Source organism: Vogesella aquatica (genome assembly GCF_028548455.1).
GTDB classification, from domain to species: domain Bacteria; phylum Pseudomonadota; class Gammaproteobacteria; order Burkholderiales; family Chromobacteriaceae; genus Vogesella; species Vogesella aquatica.
Map to the genome: position 1 here is coordinate 1 of NZ_JAQQLF010000007.1, position 24,400 is coordinate 24,400.

Below are 24,400 nucleotides of genomic sequence, written 5' to 3' on the forward strand. Positions count from 1 at the left end.
GGTGGCCATAGCGAGGTGGTCCCACGCCTTCCCATTCCGAACAGGACCGTGAAACGCCTCAGCGCCGATGATAGTGCAGATACCTGTGTGAAAGTAGGACACCGCCAGACGCCCGATACCGAAGCCCAGCTCAGACGAGCTGGGCTTTGTGCTTTGGTGCGGCGAAAACACCGCGCATGCACCCCGCGGCCAACCTTGGCCGCCATTTTTACTTGACGACGCTGCCTGCCGCAGGCACTATCAATAGCACTATGGCTAAGACGACCCTTTTTGTTTCTCACGCTTATTATTATGGTTACCGCACACATCTGGCGGCACCAGGGAAACTTGTGGTCTGAATTCTGACCCTCAATATTTCAAACAATGCCGCCGTAATTGGCGGCATTGCTTTTGTGGGCAACGTTTTTCAGTTACGGTGGTGCGGAGCCTGAAGATGGAAAATGCACTGCCCTGGATTGCGTCTTTCTCCTGCACCTTGCCCGTGCAATCCATACATATCATTACCGATGTCGAGCATGCTGCGACCGTGCCCGCGCGTGAGCTGGCTGCCTGTGGCCACGATGCAAGTGGCCGCTTGATGGTTTCGGAGGCCTTGTTTCCCGAGGTGCGTACGCTGGCGCATATCCTGGCACAGGGTGGCCATCCGTGCCGGGAAGACTGGCTTGCCGCGCGTGTGGTGGTGTTTCAGTTGAATCATCTGTCACTGAGCTTGTCCGAGCTGGATATGATGGACGTGCTTAACCGCAAGCTGGCGTGGTTGGCGACTTTCTTGCAACTGGAGCTGCCGCAGCTGCGTTCATTCGCTTTGAGCGGCGCGTTGCCGGGCAAGTTGTGCCAAGGTGGTGTGCCGATGTTGCTGCGCAAGCAAGGCGGTGTGGTGGCGCAGTCCCTTTCCTTGCGCGAGCAGCTGCGCCCGTGGCTGGTACAGCTGGCTCACGCGTGGCAGGCGAAGTTCTGACCTGCCGGATTAATGATAGGAGGTGTTATGCAAGACGGTACCGTAGAGCGTATGCCGCGCCAGGATGATGCGATCCGTAACCTGACTATGGTGGTGTATATCTTGCAGATCGTGAATCTGTTTGGTGTGCCTGGTGCCATAGTCGGCGTGATCATTAATTATGTGAAGCGTGATGAGGCTCGCGACACGCTGTGGGATAGCCACTTTAGCTGGCAGATACGTACTTTCTGGTGGGCCTTGTTGGGCGCTGCCATTTCTTACCCGTTGATTATCCTGTTCGGGCTGGGCTTTCTGACCGGTGCTCTGGTGTGGTGCTGGTATGTTTACCGCATCGTGCGGGGTTTCCTGGCTTTTAATGATGGCAAGCCGCTACCGCGGTAAGCACGATTGCCCGTGCGTAGTGGGGCAAAATTTGGCACAATGCGCGCCTTCCCTTTGATTTAAAAGAAGATGGACGCCCACCTGCTGCAGCTGCTGGTCACCCGGGTCATGCCGTACGGAAAGTACAAAGGCCGCCTGATCGCCGACCTGCCTGGCCATTACCTGAACTGGTTTGCCCGCGAAGGCTTCCCGCCTGGCGAGATCGGCCGCCTGTTGGCGCTGATGCACGAACTGGATCATAACGGTCTGTCTTCTTTGCTCGACCCACTACGAAAGCGATAATACATGGCCATTCAATGGTTCCCCGGTCACATGAACAAAGCCAAGAAGGAGCTCGAAGAGCGCCTTGGCAGTATCGACGTGGTGATCGAGATGCTGGACGCGCGCCTGCCGGGCTCCAGTGCCAACCCGATGATTGCCCGCCTGGCGCGTGGCAAACCGGCCTTGAAGGTGTTGAACAAACAAGACCTGGCCGACCCCAAAGTGACCGAGCAGTGGTTGAACTGGTACCGCAAGATGCCGGGCACCCGTGCCATCGGTCTGGATGCCTCGGACGCCGCACCTGCGCAGAAACTGGTGGCTGCCTGCCGCGAGCTGGCCCCTGGCCGCAATAGCGTGGACAAACCGCTGCGCGTGGTGATTTGCGGCATCCCGAACGTGGGCAAATCCACGCTGATCAACAGCATTACCGGCCGCCGTATCGCCAAAACCGGTAACGAGCCGGGCATTACCAAAGGCCAGCAGCGCATCATGCTGGCGGACGATATCGAGCTGTTTGATACCCCAGGCATGCTGTGGCCCAAGATCATCGTGCCGCAAGGTGGCTACAATCTGGCCGCCAGTGGCGCCGTTGGCCGCAATGCGCTGGACGAAGAAGAAGTGGCGCTGGAGTTGTTGCTGATTCTGATGAAGCACTACGCCCCGCAGCTGGACGAGCGCTACAAGATTGGCGACATCGACGGTCTGCAAGACTGGCAAGTGCTGGAGCGGGTCGGCAAAAAGCGCGGTGCAGTACTGCCGGGTGGCCGCATCAATATCCAGAAAGCATCCGAAATCGTGCTCACCGACTTCCGCGCGGGGGCGACTGGCCGTATTTCGCTGGAGCTGCCGGAAGAATGGATGGCGTGGGAAAAAGCCGCCAAGGAGCACGAAGTGCTGCGTGCTGCGCAAAAAGAGAATGCGCGCCTGGAACGTGAGGAAAAGAAAAAAGGCACCCGCTAAGGCGAGTGCCGGTACAGCAAAGGCGGCCTGGGCCGCCTTTTTTCATGTGGACAAGCGCAGCTGCGGCCAACGTTGCTGCCACATTTTTTGCTGTAGCCGCTGCTGCCAGATGGCATCGCCGCCGGCAAACAGCGGGTTGCGCACGACTTCAGCGGCAAACAGCGGCGCCCAGCCTAGTGGCGCCAGCCAGTGCAGCTGCTTGTCCGCATCCACCCGTACGGCGTAGCAGGTGGCGGTTTCCGGCCAGTGGCGAATGGCGCTGGCACAATCCGGGTAAGGTGCGTGTTGCTGGCGAGCTGCCATGCGCGCCTGGTTGCGTACCTGCCAAGCTGCGGCCAACTGTGCGGCAAGCAGGGTTTCATAGTGGTGATCCTGTGCGGGTGACAGCTGCGCTGCGTCCAGGTAGATCACGTCGATGTCCTGCAGTGCTGTCGGCTGCAGATAGCCGTGCTGGTGATCCCATACCAGATTGCGGATGAAGCCGGCGGCCAGCCAGGCCTGCACGGGTAGAGCATCGCGTACGGTTTGCAGGCATTGCCAGCGAAAGGTGTCAGCACGTAGCCAGCTGGCTAGCAGTGCCGTCGCCTCGGCATCGCTCATGCCAGCAGTGGCAGGCAAGCCAGCAAGCCGCCATCCGCGCGGCGGCGATCCACATGGAAGTACGGCATGCCCAAGGTTTGGGCGGCGCCGATGTCGCGTACCGCGTCGTCGCCTATCACCATGCACTGTTGTAGCGGCACGCCGGCCAGCGCGGCCGCCACTTCGAAGATGGCGGCGTCGGGCTTGGCGTGGCCGCAGTTTTGCGGCGTCAGCAGGTGCGGGAAGTGCGCGTCCAGCCCGGTAAAAGCCAGCTTGCGTTGCTGAATGTCCAGGTGGCCATTGCTGACCAGCACGCGGGGCAGGTGGGCAGTAGCGGCGACAAACGCGGCGGTATCGTCGAATGCCTTCCAGTTGCTACGGTAGCCGGCAATATAGGGTTCGAAGGCTTGTGCGGCTTCGGACTCGGACAGCTCGCGCTGGAACAGGCCGCGCAAGCGGGCGTGGCGTTGCTCGATGATGCTGCATTCACCGCGCTCGAAGCGTAGCCAGTGCTGCTGCGTGAGGGTGTGCCAGCACTGGCAGGCGTCGTCCAGCGTATAAGGCAGCTGGTGCGCGGCCAACAGGGCAGCCACCCCGTGGCGCGTGGCGTGGGCGTCGTCCAGCAGGGTGTCGTCGATGTCGATCAGCAGGGCGGCGATGCGCATATCAGGCGATGGGCTCGCCGGGCTGTTCGAACCAGCCCATCAGGATCGCCTGGGCGGCCACCTGGTCCAGCATCTCTTTCTGGCGGCGGCCGTACACGCCAGCGTCTTCCAGCAGGCCTTCTGCAATGACCGAGGTTAGGCGCTCGTCCACCAGCCACACCGGCAGGCCGTAGCGGCCGTGCAGGCGCTGGGCAAACTTGCGGCACAGTGCGGTCAGGGCGTGCTCTTTGCCATCCATATGCATGGGCAGGCCCACCACGAAACCGGTGGCTTTCCATTCGTCTATCAGCTTGGCGATGGTGGCAAAGCGCACGTCATTCACCTCGCTGTGAATGGTTTGCAGCGGGGTCGCTATGCCCAGTTGCGGCTCGCCCAGTGCCACGCCAATGCGTTTCTCGCCAAAATCAAAGCCCAGCACGGTGCCCTTATGCATGGCCGGACACGCTGGATAGCAGCGCCGGGTCGAAGCCCAGCAGCTTGATGGCGCAGGTGTAGCGCTCTTCTACCGGGGTGTCGAAGATCACCCAGTCCTCGGCAGCGACGGTGAGCCAGCTATTGGCGGCGATTTCTTCTTCCAGCTGGCCTTTTTCCCAGCCGGCGTAACCCAGGCTGATTTGCAGCTTGTCCGGGCCACGGCCTTCTGCCACGGCGGCCAGGATGTCTTTGGAGGTGCTCAGCGCCAGGTCGTCGGTGATGGTGAGCGTGGATTGCCAGTTGCCGATAGGCTTGTGCAGCACAAAGCCACGGTCTGGCTGTACCGGCCCGCCAAAGAAGACCGGCGTGGTGTTGGTATCGTCGTTGCTCAGCGGCAGGTCGATCTGCTCCAGCAGCTGCGCCAGCACGATGCCGGAAGGCTTGTTGATAATCACCCCCATGGCGCCTTGTTCGCCGTGCTCGCAAAGGTACACGATGCTTTTGGCAAACAGCGGGTCGGCCATATCGGGCATGGCAATCAAGAAATGATGGGCAAGAGATAGCGTTTCCATAGCCGCATTATGGCAACCAATGTCATGGCCGGCAAAGGTTGGCCGCAGTTTCTTTTTATTGCCGGCAGATTGCTTTGGCGCAGGGTGCGTGCGGGCGGGTAAAATGCCCGGCTGATTCAACCGTTTGTGGACTTGCCCCTTGCGCCTTACCCATATCAAGCTTGCCGGCTTCAAATCGTTTGTCGACCCCACCAGCATTGCCGTGCCAGGCCAGCTGGTGGCCGTGATCGGCCCCAATGGCTGCGGCAAATCCAATGTGATCGACGCCGTGCGCTGGGTGCTGGGCGAGTCCAGCGCCAAGCAGCTGCGCGGCGAGTCCATGCAAGACGTGATCTTCAACGGCTCCAGCACCCGCAAGCCGGTATCGCGTGCCTCGGTCGAGCTGGTATTCGATAACGCTGACGGCCAGCTTACCGGCCCGTGGGGGCAGTACGCCGAGGTGTCCATCAAGCGCGTCCTCACGCGGCAGGGCGAATCCAGCTACTACATCAATAACCAGCAAGTGCGCCGCCGCGACATTACCGACCTGTTTTTGGGTACCGGCGTGGGTGCGCGTGGCTACGCGGTGATCGAGCAGGGCATGATCTCGCGCATTATCGAGGCCCGCCCCGAAGAGCTGCGCGCCTATCTGGAAGAGGCTGCCGGTGTCTCCAAGTACAAAGAACGCCGCCGCGAAACCGAAAACCGCCTGGCCGATACCCGCGACAACCTGACCCGTATCGAAGACCTCAAGCTGGAGCTGGGCCGCCAGGTAGAGCGCCTGAGCGAGCAAGCCGAAGTGGCGGCCAACTACCAGGACATGCGCGGCGCGCTCACTTTCAAGCAAAACCTGCTGGCCTTGGCGCGGCGCGAAGAAGCCGCCCGCATCGAAGCCACCGCCCGGGCCGAGCTGGCGCGCATCGAAACCGAAGAAACCGCGCTGGAAGCCGCCCACACCCACCTGGAAACAGAGCTGGAAACCGTGCGCGAAACGCACTACGCCGCCAGCGATGCCGTACACGAAGCCCAGCAGGCGCTGTTTGAAGCCAATGCCAACCTGGCGCGGCTGGAAGAGCAGCAGCGCCACCGCCTGCAAAGCCGCGAACGGCTGGAGCGCGAGCTGGCCAGCGCCCGCAACGAGCGCCAGCAGCTGGCCGAGCACCAAGCCCAGGTAGAAGACGAGCTGGACGACTGGCTACCCCGCCGCGAAGAAGCCCAGATGCGTATGGAAGAAGCGCAAATGGGGCTGGAAGACGGCGCCGACAGCCTGCCATCTGCCGAAGCGGCCTTTCGCGTGGCGGACCAGCGCCTGGCGCAGATGACCGCACAAATTGCCAACCTGACCCGCGAGCGCGACCTGGCGCGGCAGCAGGGCGAGCACCTGCGCCGCAGTATCGAACAACTGGCCGGGCGCGAACACGCCCTGCAGCGCGAGCTGCAAGACCTGAACCTGCCAGAACACGCCGTGCTGGACGCCGCTCGCGCCGAAGTAGACAAAGCCCGCAGCGCACTGGACGCCGTGCGGGCCAGGTTGGCCGCAGACGAAGCCAAGCAGGCCGACTTGTCTGCCGAGCGCGAGCAACTGGATAAAACCCTCAACGCCCTGCACAGCGACGCCGCCCGCGCCGAGGCCGAAATGGCCGCGCTGGATGCCGTGCTGGCGCGCGAAGCGGCAGGCGAGCAGCTGGCCGGCTGGCTGGCCAGCCAGCAGCTGGTCGACGCACCGGCGCTGTGGCAAAGCCTGCAGGTTGACGATGCCTGGCGCACCGCGGTGGAAGTGGTACTGGGCGAGCGCCTGGCCGCCCGCGCAGGCCAGGCCGGCGATGCCGTGCCACCCGCCCCGCTGGCGTTGGTCGATCAGCCGGTTAGCACCGGTACGGCCGCTATCGGCCCGCGCCCCGCCTTGCTGCAGCAGCTTAGCGTGGATAGCGCTTTTGCCGGCGCCCTGGCCGACTGGCTGGCTGGCGTCTACTGTGCGGCCAACCTCGACGACGCCATCGCCCGCCGTGGCGAGCTGGCCGCGGGCGAGTGCTGGGTCACGCCGCAAGGCCACCGCATTAGCCGCCACGCCGTGCATTTTCACGCGGCACAAGCTGGCGACGGCATGATGGCGCGCAAAGCCGCCCGTGACGCCGCTGCCGAAAGGTTGGCCGCACTGCAACCGCAGCAGCACGACGCGCAGCGCCGCCGCGATAGCGTGGTTTCCATGCTGGGCATGCTGGCCGAAGCCATCCGCGCGCAGAAATCGGCCGTGTCGCGGCTGGAGGCGGAGCTGAATGCCGCCACGCTGGAGCACGTCAAGCTGGACCAGGCCGCACGGCAGGGCGCCGCCCGCCTGGCCGCCATCCACGCCGAGCAGCTGCGCCTGCAAGACGAGCGCAGCACCGCACAAGACACCATTACCGACGCCGAGCTGCTGGCCGAAGAAAACGCCATGCAGCTGGAAGAGCTGGCCGAGCAGTTGGAAGACGCCCGCTTGGCACGGCTGAACGCCGAAACCGGCCTGGAGCTGGCGCGTAACAAAACCCGCGACGCCGAACGCCAGCTACACGAAATCAAGCTGGCCCAGCACACCGCCGAGCAAAAAGTGGCCGAGCTGGCGCGCCGCGCGCGCGAGCTGGCCGAGCGCGACCAGCAGCTGCAGGAGCGGCTGGAAACGCTGGTGATGGAAGCCGAGACGGTAGAAGAGGCCGCACCGGACGACGTGCTGCAAGAGGCGCTGGCGGTGCGTGAAACGCGCGAGCACAGCCTGTCCGCTACCCGCGACCAGCTGAATGCCCTCACCGAAGCCCTGCGCCAGTACACGCAACGTCAACAAGAGATCAACGCGGCGCTGCCGGCGCTGCGCGAAGCGCGTTCGGACTGGCTGCTGAAGCACCAGGAAGCGCGGCTGAACGTAGAGCGTTTTGACGAAGAGCTGAAAACCGCCGAGGCCGACGAGGTGGCGCTACTGCCGCACCTCACCGACGCGGTAAAACCCAATGCCTTGGCCGCCGAGATCGCCCGCCTGGCACGTGCCATCGATGGCCTGGGCGCGGTGAACCTGGCCGCGCTGCAAGAGCTGGAAGAAGCCAGAAAGCGCGGTGACTACTTGGCCAGCCAGACCGACGACCTGATGCAGGCCATGGCCACGCTGGAAGAAGCCATCGCCAAAATCGACGGCGAAACCCGCGAGATGCTGCAGGCCACCTACGACGCGGTGAACGCCAAGATGAGCGAGTTTTTCCCCACGCTGTTTGGCGGCGGCCGCGCCGAGCTGGTGCTCACCGGCGAGGATTTGTTGTCGGCGGGTATCCAGATCATCGCCCAGCCACCGGGCAAGAAAAACAGCACCATCCATCTGCTATCCGGCGGCGAAAAAGCGCTGACCGCCATGAGCCTGGTGTTCTCGCTGTTCAGCCTGAACCCGGCGCCATTCTGCCTGCTGGACGAGGTGGACGCTCCGCTGGACGACGCCAATACCAGCCGCTTCTGCGACTTGGTCAAGCAGATGGCCGTGCATACCCAGTTCCTGTACATCAGCCACAACCGCCTCACCATGGAAATGGCCGAGCAGCTGGTGGGCGTGACCATGCAAGAGCAAGGCTGCAGCCGTATCGTGGCAGTGGACATTGTCGAGGCGCTGAAGATGCGCGAAACGGCCTAAGCCCATGCGCCGGGCGCTGCTGGGATCGCTATTGCTGCATGCGCTGCTGCTATGGGGTTTGGCCGCAGCCGTGCCCCTGCCCGCGGCTGAGCCGCCCATCATGCTGATCCGCCTGCAGCCAGCACCAGCATCGGCCGATGTGCCCCAGCCGCGGGCCAGCCCGGGCACGCCAGCCAGGCCGGCTGTGCTAAAGCCAGATTACGGCCGGAGTGCAGGGCAAGCAGAGCGCGCGGCCAACCCTGTGGCAGCACAAGAGGCAGCCATCTCAACCGCCACCCCGCCGGTGCCAGTCGCGGTACCGTTGTCCGCTAGCCCCGCGCCAACGATGCCCGCTGCTGGTGCCGCACCGGCTACACCGGCAGGGCAGAACCCGGGCCGTGGTGGTAGCGAGGCGGCTAGCCAGGAGGTGGTCGCTAGCCGCCCCGCCCGTGTATTACAGGCGCCGCGGCCTGATTATCCGGCCATCTCGCGCGATCTGGGCGAGCAAGGCGTGGTAATGTTGCGGCTGGCAATTGATGCCGATGGCAGGTTGCAGCGCACCGAGCTGCAGAAAAGCAGTGGTTTTACGCGCCTGGACAAGGCGGCGCGCGATAGCGTGGCGCGCTGGCAGTTCCAGGCCGCACAGGAAGGCGGGCGGCCGGTGGCGGCCCAACTGGTGCTGCCGGTGCGCTTTTCCCTTGACGAAAATTGAACAAAACGCTAAATGACGTACTGATTCACGCGCCGTACCCCTGCGGGGGTTTGTTATAATACCGGTTCGGATAATGGCTGCTGCTGTGGAAAAAGCTCAATGAGCGAAATGAAAATAGGCATCTTGTTGCTGAGTGCATTGGTAGTAGCACTGGTATTCGGCTTCAATTTTTATCAGGAATGGCGCTTTCGCAAGAAGACCAGCCAGGCCTTTGCACGCCATCACACCGATGTGTTGCTGGACGTCCCCCGAAATAATGTGCGTGACGGCCAGCAGGCGCGCCTGGAGCCGGTGCTGCTGGATGACGAAGACGACAGTACGCCAGCCTACCTGAACGATATCCCGCCGCCCGCCCCGCTGGCGCGCACTGCGCAGCCAGAGCCTGTCGCCCCGCTGGTGCAGGAACCCCCGGAGCTGGATGCTGCCGACCACCAGGCCTTGGTGGTATCGCTGCTGGACCCGTCGCTGGATTTTATCGCCGAGGTGGCATTCGCCCAGCCGCAGGTGCTGGAGCAGCTGCCGCGCTTCAATGTGGCCAAACGTGTGCAGGCTATCCTGCGCACCGAGCGTGGCTTGTGGAAACCGGCCGAAATCCTGCCGGGCACCCGCTACAAACAAGTGAACTTTGGTCTGCAGCTGGTTGACCGCGGTGGTGCGGTCACCGAGCAGGAGCTGGCCAGCTTCTGCCAGCAGGTAAGCCACTACGCCGAAAAGCTCGGCGCCCAGGTCAGCTTCCCGCAGCGCCAGCAAAAGCTGGTGTCGGCGCGCGAGCTGGACCGCTTCTGCGTGGATGTAGACGTGCTGATCGGTATCAATATCGTGGCTGGCAAGCCCATTGCCGGTGCGCGCCTGCGCAGCGTGGCCGAGGCCGCCGGCCTGCAGCTGGAGCCGGATGGCCAGTTCCACTATCTGGCGGATTCCGGCAATACACTGTTCTCGCTGGCTTCTGCCGACCAGACCCCGTTTACCCTGCACACCTTGCTGGACAAACAGTTTCCGGCGCTGACACTGATGTTTGACGTGCCGCGCGTGGCTGGCGGGGTAGCGGTATTTGACCGTGCGGTACAGTTTGCCAAACATCTGTCGCAAGAGTTTGATGCGCAGCTGGTGGACGATAACCGCCGCGTGCTCAGCGACCAGGGCCTGGCGCAGATCCGCGACCAGCTGACCCGCATCTACGGCAATATGGACGACCGCGGCATTGCACCTGGCAGCGTGGCCGCCCTGCGGCTGTTTGCCTGAGCGGCCAGCATTTCCCATTCACTATCACGCCGGCAGCTGCCGGCGTGCTGCATTCCAGGTTAGGCCATGACTGTCATCCCTGCCCCTGTCCAGACCCGCGCCACCGAGCTAGCGCAGCTGCTGGAACGCTACAACCACCAATACTACGTGCTGGACGCCCCCACGGTGCCCGACGCCGAGTACGACCGCCTGTTCCGCGAGCTGCAGCAGCTGGAGGCCGACTACCCGGTGCTGAAAACGCCGGCCTCGCCCACGCAGCGTGTCGGTGGCGAGGTGCTGCCGGCCTTCGATAGCGTGACGCATACGGTGCCGATGCTGTCGCTGTCCAACGCTTTTTCCGACATGCAGGCCGACGACTTTGCCGTGCGGCACGCCGAGCTGATTGCCTTTGACGAGCGGGTTGGCCGCGACCTGGCGGCGGCCAACCTGGCCTACGCCACCGAGCCCAAGTTCGACGGCCTGGCCATCAGCCTGCTGTACCGCGACGGCGAGCTGGTGCAGGCCGCCACCCGTGGCGACGGCAGCAGCGGCGAAAACGTTACCGCCAATATCCGCACCGTGCGCGCCATCCCGCTGCGTCTGCATGGCGAGCATGTCCCGTCGCTGCTGGAGGTGCGTGGCGAGGTGCTGATGCTGAAGCGCGATTTCGAGCGCCTGAACGAGACCCAGCGCGAACGCGGCGACAAGCCGTTTGCCAACCCGCGCAACGCTGCCGCCGGCAGCCTGCGGCAGCTGGATTCGCGCATTACCGCGCAGCGCCGCTTGTCGTTCTTTGCCTACGCCATCGCCCAGGTAGAGGGTGCCGACTGGCCGGCCACCCACGACGCCGAAATGGACTGGCTGGCTACGCTGGGCTTCCCGGTAGTGCAGGCCGACTTGCGGCCGGTGGTGCACGGTGCTGCCGGGCTGGCCGACTACTACGAAAGCGTGCTGGCGCGCCGTGCCGGCTTGCCGTTCGAGATCGATGGCGTGGTGTACAAGCTCAACAGCCGTGCGCAGCAGGAGCGGCTGGGCTTCGTGTCACGCGCGCCACGCTGGGCCATCGCGCACAAATTCCCCGCCGAAGAGGCGCTGACCGTGGTGGAAGCCATCGAGGAACAGGTTGGCCGCACCGGCGCCATCACGCCGGTGGCGCGCTTGCAGCCGGTGTTTGTCGGTGGTGTCACCGTGACCAATGCCACGCTGCACAACGAGGACGAAGTGCGCCGCAAGGATGTGCGCGTGGGCGATACCGTCATTGTGCGCCGCGCCGGCGACGTGATCCCCGAAGTGGTCGCCGTGGTGCCGGACAAGCGCCCGATGCGGCCAACCTTGGGCGGCGACCTGTTCAGCAGTAGCGAAGAGCCGATGTACGACGCCTACCGCCTGCCCAGCCAGTGCCCGGTGTGCGGCAGCCACGTGGTGCGCGAGGAGGGCGAAGCCATCGCCCGCTGCAGCGGCGGGCTGGTATGCAAGGCGCAGCGTACGCAGGCGATCCAGCATTTTGCCGGCCGCCGCATGATGGACATCGACGGCCTGGGCGAGCGCTATATCGACAAGCTGGTGGAGTTCGATTACGTGCGCAGCGTGGCCGACCTGTACCGGCTGACGCTGGCCGATTTGCTGGAGATGAAGCGCCGCGCCGATGAGCAGGAAGGCATCACGCCAGAAACGGTGAAGGCTGGCAAAGTGGCCACCAAATGGGCTGAGAACCTGATCGACGCTATTGCTGCCAGCAAGACGCCACCGCTGGCGCGTTGCCTGTTTGCCTTGGGTATCCGCCACGTGGGCGAATCCACCGCCAAGACGCTGGCCGACTGGCTGGGTTCGCTGGCGCACATCCGCCAGGCACCACGTGCCGTGTTGGCCGCGCTGCCGGATATTGGTGGCGTGGTGGCGGACGCCATTGCCGAGTTCTTTGCCGAGGCGCAGAACGAAGCCGTCATCGACGCGCTGCTGGCCGCCGGCGTCGTGCCCGCTGACGAACACGCGCCGCGCGCCCAGCTGCACGACAAGCTGACTGCGGCCAACCTTTATGCCCGCCTGGGCGTGCCGCGGCTGACCGAGGTGCGGGCGCAGCAGTTAGCCGCATTGCAGCCTGACATTGCCGCGCTGGCGGCCATGCCGCGTGTGGACCTTATCCAGCTGGCGTTACCGGCCGAGGTGGTGAACGCGCTGGCCGACTGGCTGGACGAAGCGGCCAACCGTGCCGCGCTGCAGCAGCTGGCGGCCTACCGAGATGCGCTGCTGGCCACCACGCCAGCCGAGGCCGCGCTCATGCTAAATGAGGCCGTGGCCGGCAAGACCTTTGTGCTGACTGGTACGCTGCCCACCATGGGGCGCGACCAGGCCAAAGCACTGGTGGAGGCCGCTGGTGGCAAGGTAAGCGGCAGCGTGTCCAAAAAAACCCATTACGTCGTGGCCGGCGCGGAAGCCGGCAGCAAGCTCGACAAAGCGCTGGAGCTGGGTGTGCCGGTGCTGGACGAGGCGGGTTTGCTGGCGCTGCTAGGGCAGGAGCCGGCATGAATACCCAGGCATTCGAGCAGGGCAACCAGCTGATGGCGGCAGGGCAGCACCAGCAGGCGATTGCCTGTTTCGATCGCTGCCTGCAGGCCAACCCGCAAGACTGGCAAGCCTGGCTTAACCGTGGCAATGCGCGCATGGCGCTGCGCCAGCTGAATCTGGCGCTGGAGGATTACCTGCAAGCCTCCACGCTGCAGCCGCAGGCCAGCAGTGTGAAGGTCAACCTGGCGGTGCTGCTCAAAGAGCTGGGCGAATTGGCGCTAGCCGACGCGCTGCTGCGCGAAGTGCTGGCGCAAGAGCCGGGCCACGCCGACGCCTGGGGCAATCTGGGCACCATCTGCTACTACCAGGCCGATTATGCGCAGGCCATGCACTGCCAGCTGCAGGCATTGGCCCTGGCGGGTGATAACCCGGCGCGGCTGAACAACCTGGCCATGGCGTGCATTGCGGCGCTACAGCCGCAGCAAGCCGAACAGCAGCTACGCCGCGCGCTGGCGCTGCCCGATGCCCCGGCGGTATGCCGCTTCAACCTGGCGGTGGCTTTGCTGATGCAAGGGCGTTATGCCGAAGCCTGGCCTTATTACGAGGCACGCTGGGCAGGCCTGCTGCAGCCGCGTTGGCCGGCGCAGCGCTGGCAGGGCCAGCCGCTGGCCGGCAAGACCTTGCTGCTGTGGGCCGAGCAGGGGTTGGGCGACACGCTGCAGATGGTGCGTTTTGTCCCGCAGCTGCGTGCGGCCAACCCTGATGCACACATTGTGCTGGCGGTGCAGGACAGCCTGCTGCGTTTGCTGGCGCAGCTGGAGGGCGTCACCGTACTACCCTTGTCCGGCACGTTGCCGGCATTTGACTGGCAGCTGCCGCTGATGTCGCTACCCGGCGTGCTTGGCATCGATCTGGCCACGCTGCCGCGGCAGCCTTATCTGCACAGTGTGCTGGCGCAGCCACCACGGCAACTGCCGCAAACCGCGCGCCTGAAAGTAGGGCTGGTGTGGCAGGCGGTACCCCAGGGCGGCGGTATTGCCGAGCTGGCACGCCAGGGCCGCTCGGTACCGGCCGAGGCGCTGTTGCCGCTGCGCGAAGTGGCGGGTGTGGATTTTTACGCGCTGCAGCCCGGCGTGGTCGACCCGCTGCTGGCTGACTGGGTGCAACCGTTGCCCTTGCAGGATTTTGCCGATACCGCCGCCATGGCGGCGCAGCTGGATCTGCTGGTCAGTGCCGATACGGCAGCCCTGCATCTGATGGCCGCGCTAGGCAAACCGGTGTGGGTCATGATGCGTGCCGAGCGTGCGCCGTTTTTCCTGCATCAGGGCGATCATTCGCCGTGGTACGACAGCGTAAGGCTATGGTGTCAGCCGGCTGCAGGGGATTGGACGGCGGTGGTGGCTGAGGTGGCGACAGCGCTCGCTAGTCTGTCGCGAGCGGCGCGGCATTGATGTTAGAATCGCATCAATGTCATAACAAACCACCAATCTTTTCCTATCGAAGGCAATAACATGCAGAAAATTACCAAAGCTGTTTTTCCAGTAGCTGGTATGGGTACCCGCTTCCTGCCTGCTACCAAGGCCAGCCCCAAGGAAATGCTGCCGGTGGTGGATAAGCCGCTGATCCAGTACGCCGTAGAAGAGGCAGTAGCGGCGGGTATTACCGAGCTGATTTTCATCACTGGCCGTAACAAACGCAGCATCGAGGATCATTTCGACAAGGCTTACGAGCTGGAAACCGAGCTGGAAAACCGTAACAAGAAAAAGCTTCTTGAATTGGTACAGGACATCCTGCCGGCCAACGTCAGTTGCATTTACATCCGCCAGGCCGAAGCGCTGGGTCTGGGCCACGCCGTGCTGTGCGCCAAACCGGTAGTGGGTGACGAGCCTTTTGCCGTGATTCTGGCGGATGACCTGATCGCCGGCGAACCGGGTGCCATGGAGCAGATGGTGCGCGTATTTGACGACACCCACAGCTCGGTATTGGGTGTGGAGACGGTTGCCCGTGAAGAAACCGGTTCTTATGGCATCGTCGAGGTGCAGCAGAACCCGCGCGGCTACCAGCAAGTCGCCAGTATCGTGGAAAAGCCGCACCCGGACGTAGCCCCGTCCAATCTGGCTGTCGTTGGCCGTTATATCCTGACTTCGCGCATTTTCGACAAGCTCATCAATACCGTGCCGGGGGCAGGTGGCGAAATCCAGCTCACCGATGGTATCGCCGCGCTGATGAAAGACGAGCCGGTATTGGCTTTGCCGTTTCAGGGCAAGCGCTACGACTGCGGTTCCAAACTGGGTTACCTGAAAGCCACGGTAGAATATGGCTTGCAACACCATGAAGTAGGCGCTGAATTCTCGGCCTATCTGGATTCGCTACAACGCGGCTAATCCCGCATTGACATTCTGCGCCGCCTTGGTCATAAAGGCGGCGTTTGTTTTTTGAAAGGAAATACCATGCCTAATGTTGCCGAAGCTCGTGGCATTCTCAATAGCTCCGATATCCTGTTCAGTGCAGCCGAAGTGGACGCCGCGGTAGACCGCATGGCCGCCGAAATCACTGCCGAGCTGGGTGAGACCTACCCGCTGGTACTGTCGGTAATGGGTGGTGCGGTGGTGTTCACCGGCCAGCTGCTGCCACGTCTGCTGTTCCCGCTGGACTTCGACTACGTACACGTATCCCGTTATGGCGACAAAACCCAGGGCGGCGAGCTGGTGTGGAAAACCGCACCAAAAGAAGACGTGCGCGATCGCGTGGTACTGGTGCTGGACGATATCCTGGACGAAGGCCATACCATGGCGGCTATCCGCGACAAGGTGCTGGAAATGGGCGCCAAGGCGTTCTATAGCGGCGTTTTCGCCAACAAACTGATCAGCAAGGCAAAACCGATCAAGTCCGACTTCGTCGGCCTGGACGTGCCGGACCGTTATGTATTCGGCTATGGCATGGACGTGCGCGGTGCCTGGCGTAACCTGCCGGCGATTCATGCGCTGAAGTAAGCGCCTGTTATGCTGGTTTTAAAGCCCACAACATAAATGTTATGGGCTTTTTTCATGCGTACGGATTAGAATTGCTGCCAGATCATAAAAAGAAAGAGCATGCCATGCTGGCCGTTATCGGAGGCTCCCGTCTAACCAGTCTGCCTATTCTGACCGTGACGCACCGCCAGATTGTGCGCACACCGTATGGCGACCCATCTTGTGCCATGACCTTTGGCCAACTGGGTTCGCATAGCATGGTGTTTCTTGCCCGCCACGGCTATGGCAACTCTATTGCACCCCATGAAATCAACTATCGCGCCAATATCTGGGCATTGCAGAGCCTGGGTGTACGCCAGGTACTAGCCATCGGTAGTGCCGGCGGTATACGCCCCGATTTGGCACCCGGGTCTTTGGTTTTGCCGCATGATGTGATCGATCATACCTGGGGGCGTAAGCACACTTATCACGAAGGCCCCGGGGTGGCGCTGCAGCACGTGGATTTTGCTCAGCCCTACGACATGCAACTACGCCAGCGTGTATTGTCCGCCGCAGCCAGGCAAGGCGTGGCGCTGGTGCCCGATGGTGTTTATGCCTGCACGCAGGGCCCGCGGCTGGAAAGTGCTGCCGAGGTATCGGCGTTGGAGGTGCAGGGTGCCGATATGGTCGGCATGACCGGTATGCCGGAAGCAGCGCTGGCGCGCGAACTGGGTTTGTCCTATGCCTCCTTGTGTATCGTGACCAACTATGCGGCAGGCAAAAATCGCGGCGTGGCTGACCGGAATTTCAATACCCAGCTCATCATGCAGGCCACCCAGCGGCTACAAGAAGTGCTGTTGGCGTTGTGACCCTTTTGTCGCGCTTGGCGTGCCAGTCTTAATAAAAACTGATTTTTGCCGATAAGATTACGATATCGGATAGTGTGGATTTATAAGGATTCATCATGAAAGTGTTGGTTACAGGTGCAGCGGGTTTTATCGGTAGCCATATAACAGGCTTGCTACTGGCGCAGGGCTTCGAGGTGATAGCGCTGGATGACTTGTCTACGGGTTCGCTGCGTAATCTGGAGAGTTACCATGGCTTGCCGGGCTTCCGTTTTGTGCAGGCTGATATCCGCGAGCGTGCATCCCTGTCGCCGCATTTTGCCGGTGCGGACTGGGTGATGCATCTGGCTGGCCGTTCTGACATCGTGCCATCTATCGAGCAGCCGACGGATTATTTCGACGTCAATGTCAGTGGCACGCTCAATGTGCTGCAAGCGGCACGCGAACACGGTATCAAACGCTTGGTGTACGCTGCATCCTCGTCCAGCTACGGTATTCCGGACGCGTACCCGACCCCGGAAACGGCGCCCATCCGTCCCGAATACCCGTATGCACTGACCAAAGCCATGGGCGAAGAGCTGGTGCTGCACTGGGCCAAGGTGTATCAGCTGCCGGCGGTTTCCCTGAGGCTGTTCAATGTCTACGGCCCGCGCTCGCGCACCAGCGGCGCCTATGGTGCCGTGTTTGGCGTGTTCCTGGCACAGCACCTGAAGGGTTTGCCGCTGACCATCGTGGGTGATGGCGAGCAGACGCGCGATTTCACCTTTGTGACCGACGTTGCCCGTGCGTTTCTGGCCGCCGCCCGCTCGGATGCAAGCGCCGAAGTCTTTAATGTGGGTAGTGGCAATCATTACAGCGTTAACTACCTGGTAGAACTCATCGGTGGTGAACGCTGCTATATACCGAAGCGCCCGGGCGAACCTGATTGCACTTTTGCGGATACCACGCGTATCCGCAGCCGTCTGGACTGGGCTCCACAAGTCAGCTTCGAAGAAGGGGTTGCGGTGATGAAACAGTGCATGAAAGACTGGACCGACGCGCCGGTATGGACACCGGAGCGCATTGCCGACGCCACTCGCGTCTGGTTTGATCACCTGGGGCAGCCACAATGAAGTCGAGCACTTTTATCGATGCCTTGCAAACATTCCGGCAAGTCCTGGCCGCCACGGAGCTGAGTGCGGCCAACGGTGAGGTGCTGGCGCTGCAAGCCGGCCTGGATACCGCACTGGGTATGCTGCGCCAGGTGCGAGATGCCGGGCGCGATGTGTACCTGATTGGTAATGGTGGTAGTGCGGCGCTGGTCGCGCACGTCCAGAACGACCTGGTCAACAAGACCCGTCTGCGTGCCCACGTATTGCACGAGCCGGCCCTGCTTACCTGCATGAGCAATGACTATGGCTACCAGCATGCCTACGCCAATTTGCTTGATCGTTTCCTGCGCCCCGGTGACCTGTTGGTCGCGGTGAGCAGTGCAGGGCGCTCGGCCAATATTATTGAGGCGGTGGCGGTAGCACGCGCGCAAGGTGCTACAGTGCTGACGCTGTCTGGTTTTGCTGCGGCCAACCCGCTACGCCAGCTGGGTGATATCAATATCTGGTTGCCCTCGGATGACTACGGCGAAGTAGAGGTCGGTCATCAGCTGGTTCTTCACTACCTGTCCGACGCACTGGTTTGACGCGATGAGCATAGAAAAAATCAAGACGCTGGGCGAGTTGGGCGAACTGACCCAGGCTGCCCGCCTGACCGGCTGCAAGGTCATACATTGCCACGGTACCTTCGACCTGATGCATGCCGGCCATATCCGTCACCTGCAACATGCGCGCAGCCTGGGCGATATGCTGGTGGTGACCGTGACCTCGGACGAGTTCGTCCGCAAAGGCCCGGGCCGCCCGGTGTTTGGCGACAGTCTGCGTGCCGAGAATCTGGCTGCGCTGGCCTGTGTAGACTGGGTTGCTGTCAGCCACGCCGAAACCGCGATCACCGCGCTGCAGGCTATTCAGCCCAGCTTGTACGTGAAGGGTAGTGACTACGTGGACGCCAGCCGGGATGTAACCGGCAATATCGCCCGTGAAATCGACGCCGTGCGCCAGCATGGTGGCGACGTGTACTTTACCGACGAGATTACCTTCAGCTCCACCAAGCTGCTGAACAACCATTTCGATGTGTTCCCGCCACAAACGCGTGAATTCCTGGAGCAATTCAAGCAACGCTGCCCGCTGGAGCAGTTTCTGGCTCAGATTCGTGCCCTGTCCAGCCTGCGCGTACTGGTGATAGGCGAAGCCATCATCGACGAGTACCACTACGTCAGTACGCTGGGCCAGACCGGAAAGGGCAATGCGCTGGCGGTGCGCTACCAGAGCGAAGAGCGTTTTGCTGGCGGTGCCATTGCAGTGGCCAACCACGTGGCCGGCTTTGCCCGCGAGGTAACGCTGCTGACCGGACTGGGCTTGCATGATGATTCGCTGGCCTATGTGCAGGGCAAGCTGGCGGCAAACGTCGTATTGGAACATCGCCACTTTCCTACTGCCGGTACGCTGATCAAGCGCCGCTTTGTTGACCAGGACCTGCAGCGACTGTTCGAGGTGTACTACGGTGGCGAGGAGCCCGGCGACTATACCCAGGAAGCCGGTTTCTGCGACTGGATTGCCACCCACGCCGCCGAGTACGACGTAGTGATCGTGCCGGACTTCGGTAACGGTCTGATCTCGCGCCAGATGGCGGCCACCATTGCCGCCCACGCGCGCTTCCTGGCGGTGAATACCCAGATCAACAGTGGTAATCGTGGTTACCACGCCATTACCCGCTATCCGCGGGCGGACTTCTTGTGCCTGAACGAGCCGGAGGCCAGGTTGGCCGCACACGACCGCCAATCGCCGCTGGAGCAGATTGCTACTGATCTGGTGGACAAACTGCAGGCACAGGCGATGGTGGTGACGCGTGGTGCCAATGGTGCCCTGATTACCGATGCCAGCCTGGCGCTGACCATCCCGGCGCTGTCCTCGCGTGTGGTTGACCGTATCGGTGCAGGCGATGCTTTTCTGTCGGTTGCTGCCTTATGCATGGCCGCCGGCCATTCGCTGGATACCGTGGCGCTGGCAGGGAGTATTGCTGCCGCGCTGGATGTACAGATCGTGTGCAACCGCGAACCGGTCGACCCGGTACTGTTTGCCAAATACGCCACCACCCTGCTGAAGTGAGCCATACATGGATACGTATCTGATCGATAGCCACAAGCTGGTGTACCACCCGCGTCGCGTGGCCGACTTGATCGAGGTGGGGGACGACTGGGAAAAGGCCAAACAGGTCTACCCCATCTACCTGGAACTGTCGCCGGTGGGCGCCTGCAACCATCGCTGCACCTTCTGTGCGGTGGATTACATCGGCTACAAGTCGGTGATGCTGGACTACGATATGCTGTCGCAACGGCTGCCCGAGATGGGCCGGCTGGGTGTGAAGAGCATCATGTACGCTGGTGAAGGTGAACCGCTGCTGCACAAGAAGATCAACGAGATCGTGGCGCTGACCAAGTCGTCCGGTATCGATGTATCGTTCACCACCAACGGTGTGCTGCTGAACGAAGCCTTCGTGCAGCAGTCGCTGGACAAAGTATCGTGGATCAAAGTGTCGCTTAACGCCGGCAGCGCTGCGTCCTACGCCGCCATCCACAAGACCCGCGATCGTGACTTCCAGCGCGTTATCGATAACCTGCGCTACGCGGTGGACTACAAGCGCCAGCACGGTATCGACTGCGTTATCGGCATCCAGGCGGTGCTGCTGCCTGAAAATGCGCACGAAATGACCGAGCTGGCGCGCATTGCCCGCGACGAGATCGGCGCCGACTACGTGGTGATCAAACCGTACTCGCAGCACCTGTTCAGCGAAACCCGGCAGTACGAAGACATCAACTACAACCCTTATCTGGCGATGGAGCAGGAGCTGGCCGCGTACAATCGCCCCGGCTTCCAGGTGATTTTCCGCAGCCACACCATGCACAAATACCTGGAAGACCCGGCCAAGCGTTACCAGAAGTGCCATGCCACCCCGTTTGTGTGGGGCTACGTCATGGCCGATGGCCGCGTGTACGGTTGCAGTGCTTATCTACTAGACCAGCGTTTCGAGTACGGCAACCTGAATGACAACAGCTTCCAGGCTATCTGGGAGGGCGACAAGCGGCGAGAGAGCTTCCGCTATGTACGCCATGATCTGGACATCCGCGAATGCCGCAAGAACTGCCGCATGGACGAAGTCAACCGCTATCTGGACCGCCTGGTGAACCAGTCGGTGCCGCATATCAACTTTATCTAGATGATGAACCGCGAATTTTCCCTGCAGTTGCTGCACGACATGTTGCTGGTACGCCGTAGCGAAGAAGCTATCGCGCGGCACTACCCGCAGCAGCAGATGCGCTGCCCGGTGCATCTGTCCATTGGTCAGGAAGCCGCAGCGGTGGGTATCTGTGCCGCGCTGACGCATCAGGACCAGGCGGTGAGCACCCACCGCTCGCATGCGCACTACCTGGCCAAAGGGGGTGACCTGGACGCGCTGATCGCCGAGCTGCACGGCAAGGCAACCGGCTGTTGTGGCGGTCGCGGTGGTTCCATGCACTTGTCCGATCGCCGTGTCGGTTTTCTGGCCAGTACCGCGATTGTCGGTAACAGTATCCCCGTTGGCGTGGGCATGGCATTGTCGCAGCAGCTTAAGCGCAGCCAGGCGGTGACCTGCGTGTTTCTTGGCGATGGCGCGGTGGAGGAGGGCGTATTTTACGAAGCGGCCAACTTTGCAGCCGTGCGCCGCCTGCCAGTGCTGTTTGCTTGCGAGAACAACCGATACTCGGTGTATGCGGGGCTGGAAAAGCGCCAGCCGGCAGGCCGCAAACTGACTGCGCTGGCCGAAGGCATCGGCCTGCGGGCATGGGAGGTAGACGGTAATGACGTGGAAGCCGTGGCCGAGTTAACGGCGGACGTGGTGGCCAGCTTGCGTGATGGCGCCGGCCCCGCCTTCATCGAGATGCCCACCTACCGCTGGCTGGAGCACTGTGGCCATGCTGACGATGATCATCTGGGCTATCGCCCCGAAGGTGAGTTGGCCGCTTGGCAGGCTCGCGACCCGCTGATGGCCATGCTGGCCCGTATCCAGCCGGATGCTGCCTGGCTGGCGGCCACCGAGTCGGTGCTGGCGCAGCGTATCGACGCGGCCTTCCAGCGTGCCTTGGCCGCGCCTTACCCCAGCCCGGCTAGCGCCTTTGATGGCATCTACGCTAGCCCTTTGCAGGAGAACGACTGATGGCCCGCATTCACGCCGCCCAGGCCATTCACGACGCGCTGCACCTGGCCATGGCCGCTGATCCCGGCGTGGTGTGCTACGGTTTGGGCATAGATGACCCGAAACGCATCTTCGGTACTACCGCCGGCTTGCAGGAAGCTTTTGGCGCCGAGCGTGTGTTCGACATGCCCACTGCCGAGAACGCCATGACCGGTATCGGCATCGGTGCCGCCCTGGGTGGCATGCGACCGGTGATGTGCCACCAGCGACTGGATTTCTTCCTGCTGGCGATGGATCAACTGGTGAACAACGCGGCCAAATGGCGTTACACCTTTGGCGAAGGCCACAAGGTCCCGTTGACACTGCGCCTGATTCTGGGCCGCGGCTGGGGGCAGGGCCCTACCCATTCGCAGAATCTGCAAGCCTGGTTTGCCCACGTACCCGGGCTGAAAGTGGTGATGCCGGCCAGTGCGGCCGACGCCAAGGGTCTGCTGCTGTCAGCCATTTTCGATGACGACCCGGTCGTGTTCCTGGAGCACCGCTGGATACACGCCGCTATCGGAGAGGTGCCCGACGGTGATGTGCGGGTGCCGATCGGCAAGGCTGCGACGGTGCGCGAGGGGGATGCATTGACCATTGTTGCCATGTCCTACCTGGTGGCAGAAGCACACCATGCCTGCCGTGCGCTGGAACAGGCCGGCGTTTATTGCGAGCTGATCGATCTGCGCACCATCAAGCCATTGGACATGGCCACCATCCGCGCCTCGGTGGCGCGTACCGGCCGCCTGCTGGTGCTCGATAGTGGCTTTGCCACTGGCTCTGTGGCTGGTGAGATCATCGCCCGCATCGCCATGGACGACTGGTCGCTACTGCGTGCCGCGCCACAAAGGTTGGCCGCGCCAGATTGCCCGGAGCCCACCAGCTATGGTCTGACAAGACAGTTTTATACCGAGGCAGGCGATATCGTGCGCGCCGCCGGCAAAATGCTGGGCCTGAGCCAGCTGCCGCTGGAGGCATTGCCACCAGCAAGAACACACCACGATGTGCCGGGTGACTGGTTCACCGGGCCATTCTGAATCCATCGCCGAGGAGACTGTCATGAGCGATAACGAACAACAAAAGGGTGTGAACCGCTTCGGCCAGAACACCACCACCATGATCCCCGACGACGCACCATTGGCGCGTAATCCGGGCCACAAGCTGCGGACGTCCAACGTGATCGTCAACCGCAAGGCACTGACCGACGAAGAAGCGCTGCTCAATAGCTACAAGCTGGACAAACCCACCGGGCAGAAGATCGAGTTTTACAGCGAAGCCGGGCAGACCGGCGTGATCCGCATTGCGAACAGCGAAGACGCGCCGCATGTGCCCAACCAGTTCACCGGCCCCAGCTATCGTAACCCGCCGCAGCGCTTCCGCTTTGACGGCCACAAGATGATGCACCATCTTGATCGGGTAGTGGCGTGGCAGAACGGCGAACGCTTTGCCCCCATTCACATCGATATGGGCCTGACCAAGTTTTGCAATACCGCCTGCATCTATTGCTACGCGGTGGTCCAGAACATGACCAAGGGCACCATGATCGGCCGCGAAGCGCTGCTGTCGTATATCGAGGACTGCGGCAAGCTGGGGGTGCGCTCCATCGGTTTCATCGGCGATGGCGAGCCCACGCTGAACCCGGCGCTATACGACGCCACGGTGTTGGCCGGCAAGCTGGGCATCGATACGTCGATGGCCACCAATGGCCTGCTGCTGGACATGGACCGCGCTCATGATCTGTTGCAAAACATGAGCTGGATCCGCTTTAACTTATCGGCTGGAACACCTGAAGGCTTCCGCCGCGTGCACCAGTCGCGGGAAGAAAACTTTGCCGAGCTGATCGAGAAGATCCGCGAGCTGGTCCGCATCAAGAAAGAATACGGTTACAAGTGCACACTGGGCCTGCAGATGGTGCTGATTCCCGAGTGCTTCGATGAAGTGCTGGCGGAGGCGAAACTGGGTGCCGAGCTGGGCGTTGATTACTTCGTCATCAAGCACTGCTCTGATTCCGAGTACAAGGAAATCGGTATCAATTACGACGAGTACCTGAAGATCGGTGACGTACTGAAAGAGGCAGAGAGTTACTCTACGGCAGACTACGTGGTGCAAGCCAAGTGGAACAAGATCAACGCCGCTGCCGAATCTGCGCTGTACAAGGACGGCTTCCGTAAGTACGACGTGTGCTACGGTACGCCATTTCTGCTGCAGATCTCCGGTAACGGTAAAGTCTATCCCTGTGGCCCGTTCTTCAACAAGGAACGTTTTTATATTGGCGACCTGCACGAACAGTCGTTCTACGACATGGTCAGCGGCGAACGCTACTGGCAGGTACACCAGGATGTCCAGGCTTCGGTGGATGTGCACAAGGATTGCGCTATCGGTTGCCGGCAGGACTACGTCAACAAGTTTCTGTGGGACCTGAAAAACCCGCCGGAGCATATCAACTTCATCTAGACGAGTAGCAAGGGCTT

General features: G+C 62.1%; 23 protein-coding genes and 1 rRNA gene. 20 read left to right on the top strand and 4 right to left on the bottom strand.

All coding sequences use genetic code 11. The annotated features are described in order from the left end of the window. The 5 genes from rrf to ylqF all read left to right on the top strand — a co-directional run. Positions 1-110 (top strand): 5S ribosomal RNA (gene rrf / locus PQU95_RS06260); the annotation flags it as partial. Between the two features lie 371 nt (positions 111-481). Beyond that, positions 482-958: a hypothetical protein gene (locus PQU95_RS06265; protein WP_272751204.1), complete on the top strand. Its 477-nt coding sequence runs from the start codon at positions 482-484 to the stop codon at positions 956-958. 27 nt (positions 959-985) lie between these two features. Beyond that, positions 986-1,339 carry a DUF4870 family protein gene (locus tag PQU95_RS06270; protein WP_272751205.1) on the top strand — a complete coding sequence of 118 codons (354 nt, stop codon included), beginning with the start codon at positions 986-988 and terminating at the stop codon, positions 1,337-1,339. 69 nt (positions 1,340-1,408) lie between these two features. Continuing rightward, a complete protein-coding gene (locus tag PQU95_RS06275; protein WP_017509690.1) occupies positions 1,409-1,621 on the top strand; it encodes a DUF3820 family protein in 213 nt (70 codons plus the stop codon). 3 nt (positions 1,622-1,624) lie between these two features. Beyond that, positions 1,625-2,560 (top strand): ribosome biogenesis GTPase YlqF, encoded by a 936-nt coding sequence (gene ylqF / locus PQU95_RS06280; protein WP_272751206.1) that lies wholly within the window; start codon positions 1,625-1,627, stop codon positions 2,558-2,560. A gap of 42 nt (positions 2,561-2,602) precedes the next feature. Here the strand turns inward: ylqF and PQU95_RS06285 are convergent, their stop codons facing one another. From PQU95_RS06285 to PQU95_RS06300, 4 genes are read right to left on the bottom strand one after another with little or no spacing between them, the layout of a single operon-like run. Next, positions 2,603-3,160 carry a nucleotidyltransferase family protein gene (locus PQU95_RS06285; RefSeq protein WP_272751207.1) on the bottom strand — a complete coding sequence of 186 codons (558 nt, stop codon included), beginning with the start codon at positions 3,158-3,160 and terminating at the stop codon, positions 2,603-2,605. Next, positions 3,157-3,804 carry an HAD family hydrolase gene (locus tag PQU95_RS06290; RefSeq protein WP_272751208.1) on the bottom strand — a complete coding sequence of 216 codons (648 nt, stop codon included), beginning with the start codon at positions 3,802-3,804 and terminating at the stop codon, positions 3,157-3,159. Before PQU95_RS06290 ends, PQU95_RS06285 begins: the two co-directional genes overlap by 4 nt. 1 nt (position 3,805) lies before the next feature. After that, entirely contained in the window at positions 3,806-4,237 is a 432-nt protein-coding gene (ruvX, locus tag PQU95_RS06295; protein ID WP_272751209.1) for a Holliday junction resolvase RuvX, read from the bottom strand. Further along, complete coding sequence (locus tag PQU95_RS06300) at positions 4,230-4,790, bottom strand: YqgE/AlgH family protein (protein WP_272751210.1); 561 nt, start codon at positions 4,788-4,790, stop codon at positions 4,230-4,232. Before PQU95_RS06300 ends, ruvX begins: the two co-directional genes overlap by 8 nt. Before the next feature lie 139 nt (positions 4,791-4,929). On the opposite strand from PQU95_RS06300, the gene smc reads away from it, so the two are divergent. The 15 genes from smc to PQU95_RS06375 all read left to right on the top strand — a co-directional run bounded on the left by smc (position 4,930) and on the right by PQU95_RS06375 (position 24,383). Beyond that, positions 4,930-8,415 (top strand): chromosome segregation protein SMC, encoded by a 3,486-nt coding sequence (gene smc, locus PQU95_RS06305; protein WP_272751211.1) that lies wholly within the window; start codon positions 4,930-4,932, stop codon positions 8,413-8,415. 325 nt (positions 8,416-8,740) lie between these two features. Next, a complete protein-coding gene (locus PQU95_RS06310) occupies positions 8,741-9,106 on the top strand; it encodes an energy transducer TonB (protein WP_272751212.1) in 366 nt (121 codons plus the stop codon). A gap of 99 nt (positions 9,107-9,205) precedes the next feature. Continuing rightward, positions 9,206-10,348: a cell division protein ZipA C-terminal FtsZ-binding domain-containing protein gene (locus PQU95_RS06315; RefSeq protein ID WP_272751213.1), complete on the top strand. Its 1,143-nt coding sequence runs from the start codon at positions 9,206-9,208 to the stop codon at positions 10,346-10,348. A 66-nt stretch (positions 10,349-10,414) separates the two neighbouring features. Further along, complete coding sequence (ligA, locus tag PQU95_RS06320; RefSeq protein ID WP_272751214.1) at positions 10,415-12,853, top strand: NAD-dependent DNA ligase LigA; 2,439 nt, start codon at positions 10,415-10,417, stop codon at positions 12,851-12,853. Next, positions 12,850-14,283 (top strand): tetratricopeptide repeat-containing glycosyltransferase family protein, encoded by a 1,434-nt coding sequence (locus PQU95_RS06325; RefSeq protein WP_272751215.1) that lies wholly within the window; start codon positions 12,850-12,852, stop codon positions 14,281-14,283. Before ligA ends, PQU95_RS06325 begins: the two co-directional genes overlap by 4 nt. 60 nt (positions 14,284-14,343) lie before the next feature. Continuing rightward, entirely contained in the window at positions 14,344-15,216 is an 873-nt protein-coding gene (gene galU / locus PQU95_RS06330) for a UTP--glucose-1-phosphate uridylyltransferase GalU (protein ID WP_272751216.1), read from the top strand. Positions 15,217-15,282: 66 nt separating this feature from the next. Next, positions 15,283-15,825, top strand: coding sequence for a hypoxanthine-guanine phosphoribosyltransferase (locus PQU95_RS06335; RefSeq protein WP_017509678.1), 543 nt, complete (start codon positions 15,283-15,285; stop codon positions 15,823-15,825). A gap of 41 nt (positions 15,826-15,866) precedes the next feature. After that, positions 15,867-16,652 (top strand): S-methyl-5'-thioinosine phosphorylase, encoded by a 786-nt coding sequence (locus PQU95_RS06340; RefSeq protein ID WP_272751217.1) that lies wholly within the window; start codon positions 15,867-15,869, stop codon positions 16,650-16,652. Between the two features lie 95 nt (positions 16,653-16,747). After that, entirely contained in the window at positions 16,748-17,740 is a 993-nt protein-coding gene (locus PQU95_RS06345; RefSeq protein WP_272751218.1) for an SDR family oxidoreductase, read from the top strand. Further along, on the top strand, positions 17,737-18,303 hold the full coding sequence (locus PQU95_RS06350; protein ID WP_272751219.1) for a D-sedoheptulose-7-phosphate isomerase: 567 nt from the start codon (positions 17,737-17,739) through the stop codon (positions 18,301-18,303). Before PQU95_RS06345 ends, PQU95_RS06350 begins: the two co-directional genes overlap by 4 nt. A gap of 4 nt (positions 18,304-18,307) precedes the next feature. Beyond that, positions 18,308-19,825 carry a PfkB family carbohydrate kinase gene (locus PQU95_RS06355; RefSeq protein ID WP_272751220.1) on the top strand — a complete coding sequence of 506 codons (1,518 nt, stop codon included), beginning with the start codon at positions 18,308-18,310 and terminating at the stop codon, positions 19,823-19,825. Positions 19,826-19,832: 7 nt separating this feature from the next. Beyond that, entirely contained in the window at positions 19,833-20,933 is a 1,101-nt protein-coding gene (locus tag PQU95_RS06360; RefSeq protein WP_272751221.1) for a radical SAM protein, read from the top strand. Continuing rightward, positions 20,934-21,911, top strand: a complete 978-nt coding sequence (locus PQU95_RS06365) for a thiamine pyrophosphate-dependent dehydrogenase E1 component subunit alpha (protein WP_272751222.1) — start codon at positions 20,934-20,936, stop codon at positions 21,909-21,911. It abuts the gene before it with no gap. Beyond that, a complete protein-coding gene (locus tag PQU95_RS06370; protein WP_272751223.1) occupies positions 21,911-22,966 on the top strand; it encodes an alpha-ketoacid dehydrogenase subunit beta in 1,056 nt (351 codons plus the stop codon). The genes PQU95_RS06365 and PQU95_RS06370 overlap by 1 nt, the downstream gene beginning before the upstream one ends. 22 nt (positions 22,967-22,988) lie before the next feature. Continuing rightward, positions 22,989-24,383 (top strand): radical SAM protein, encoded by a 1,395-nt coding sequence (locus PQU95_RS06375; RefSeq protein ID WP_272751224.1) that lies wholly within the window; start codon positions 22,989-22,991, stop codon positions 24,381-24,383. Positions 24,384-24,400: the final 17 nt, after the last annotated feature.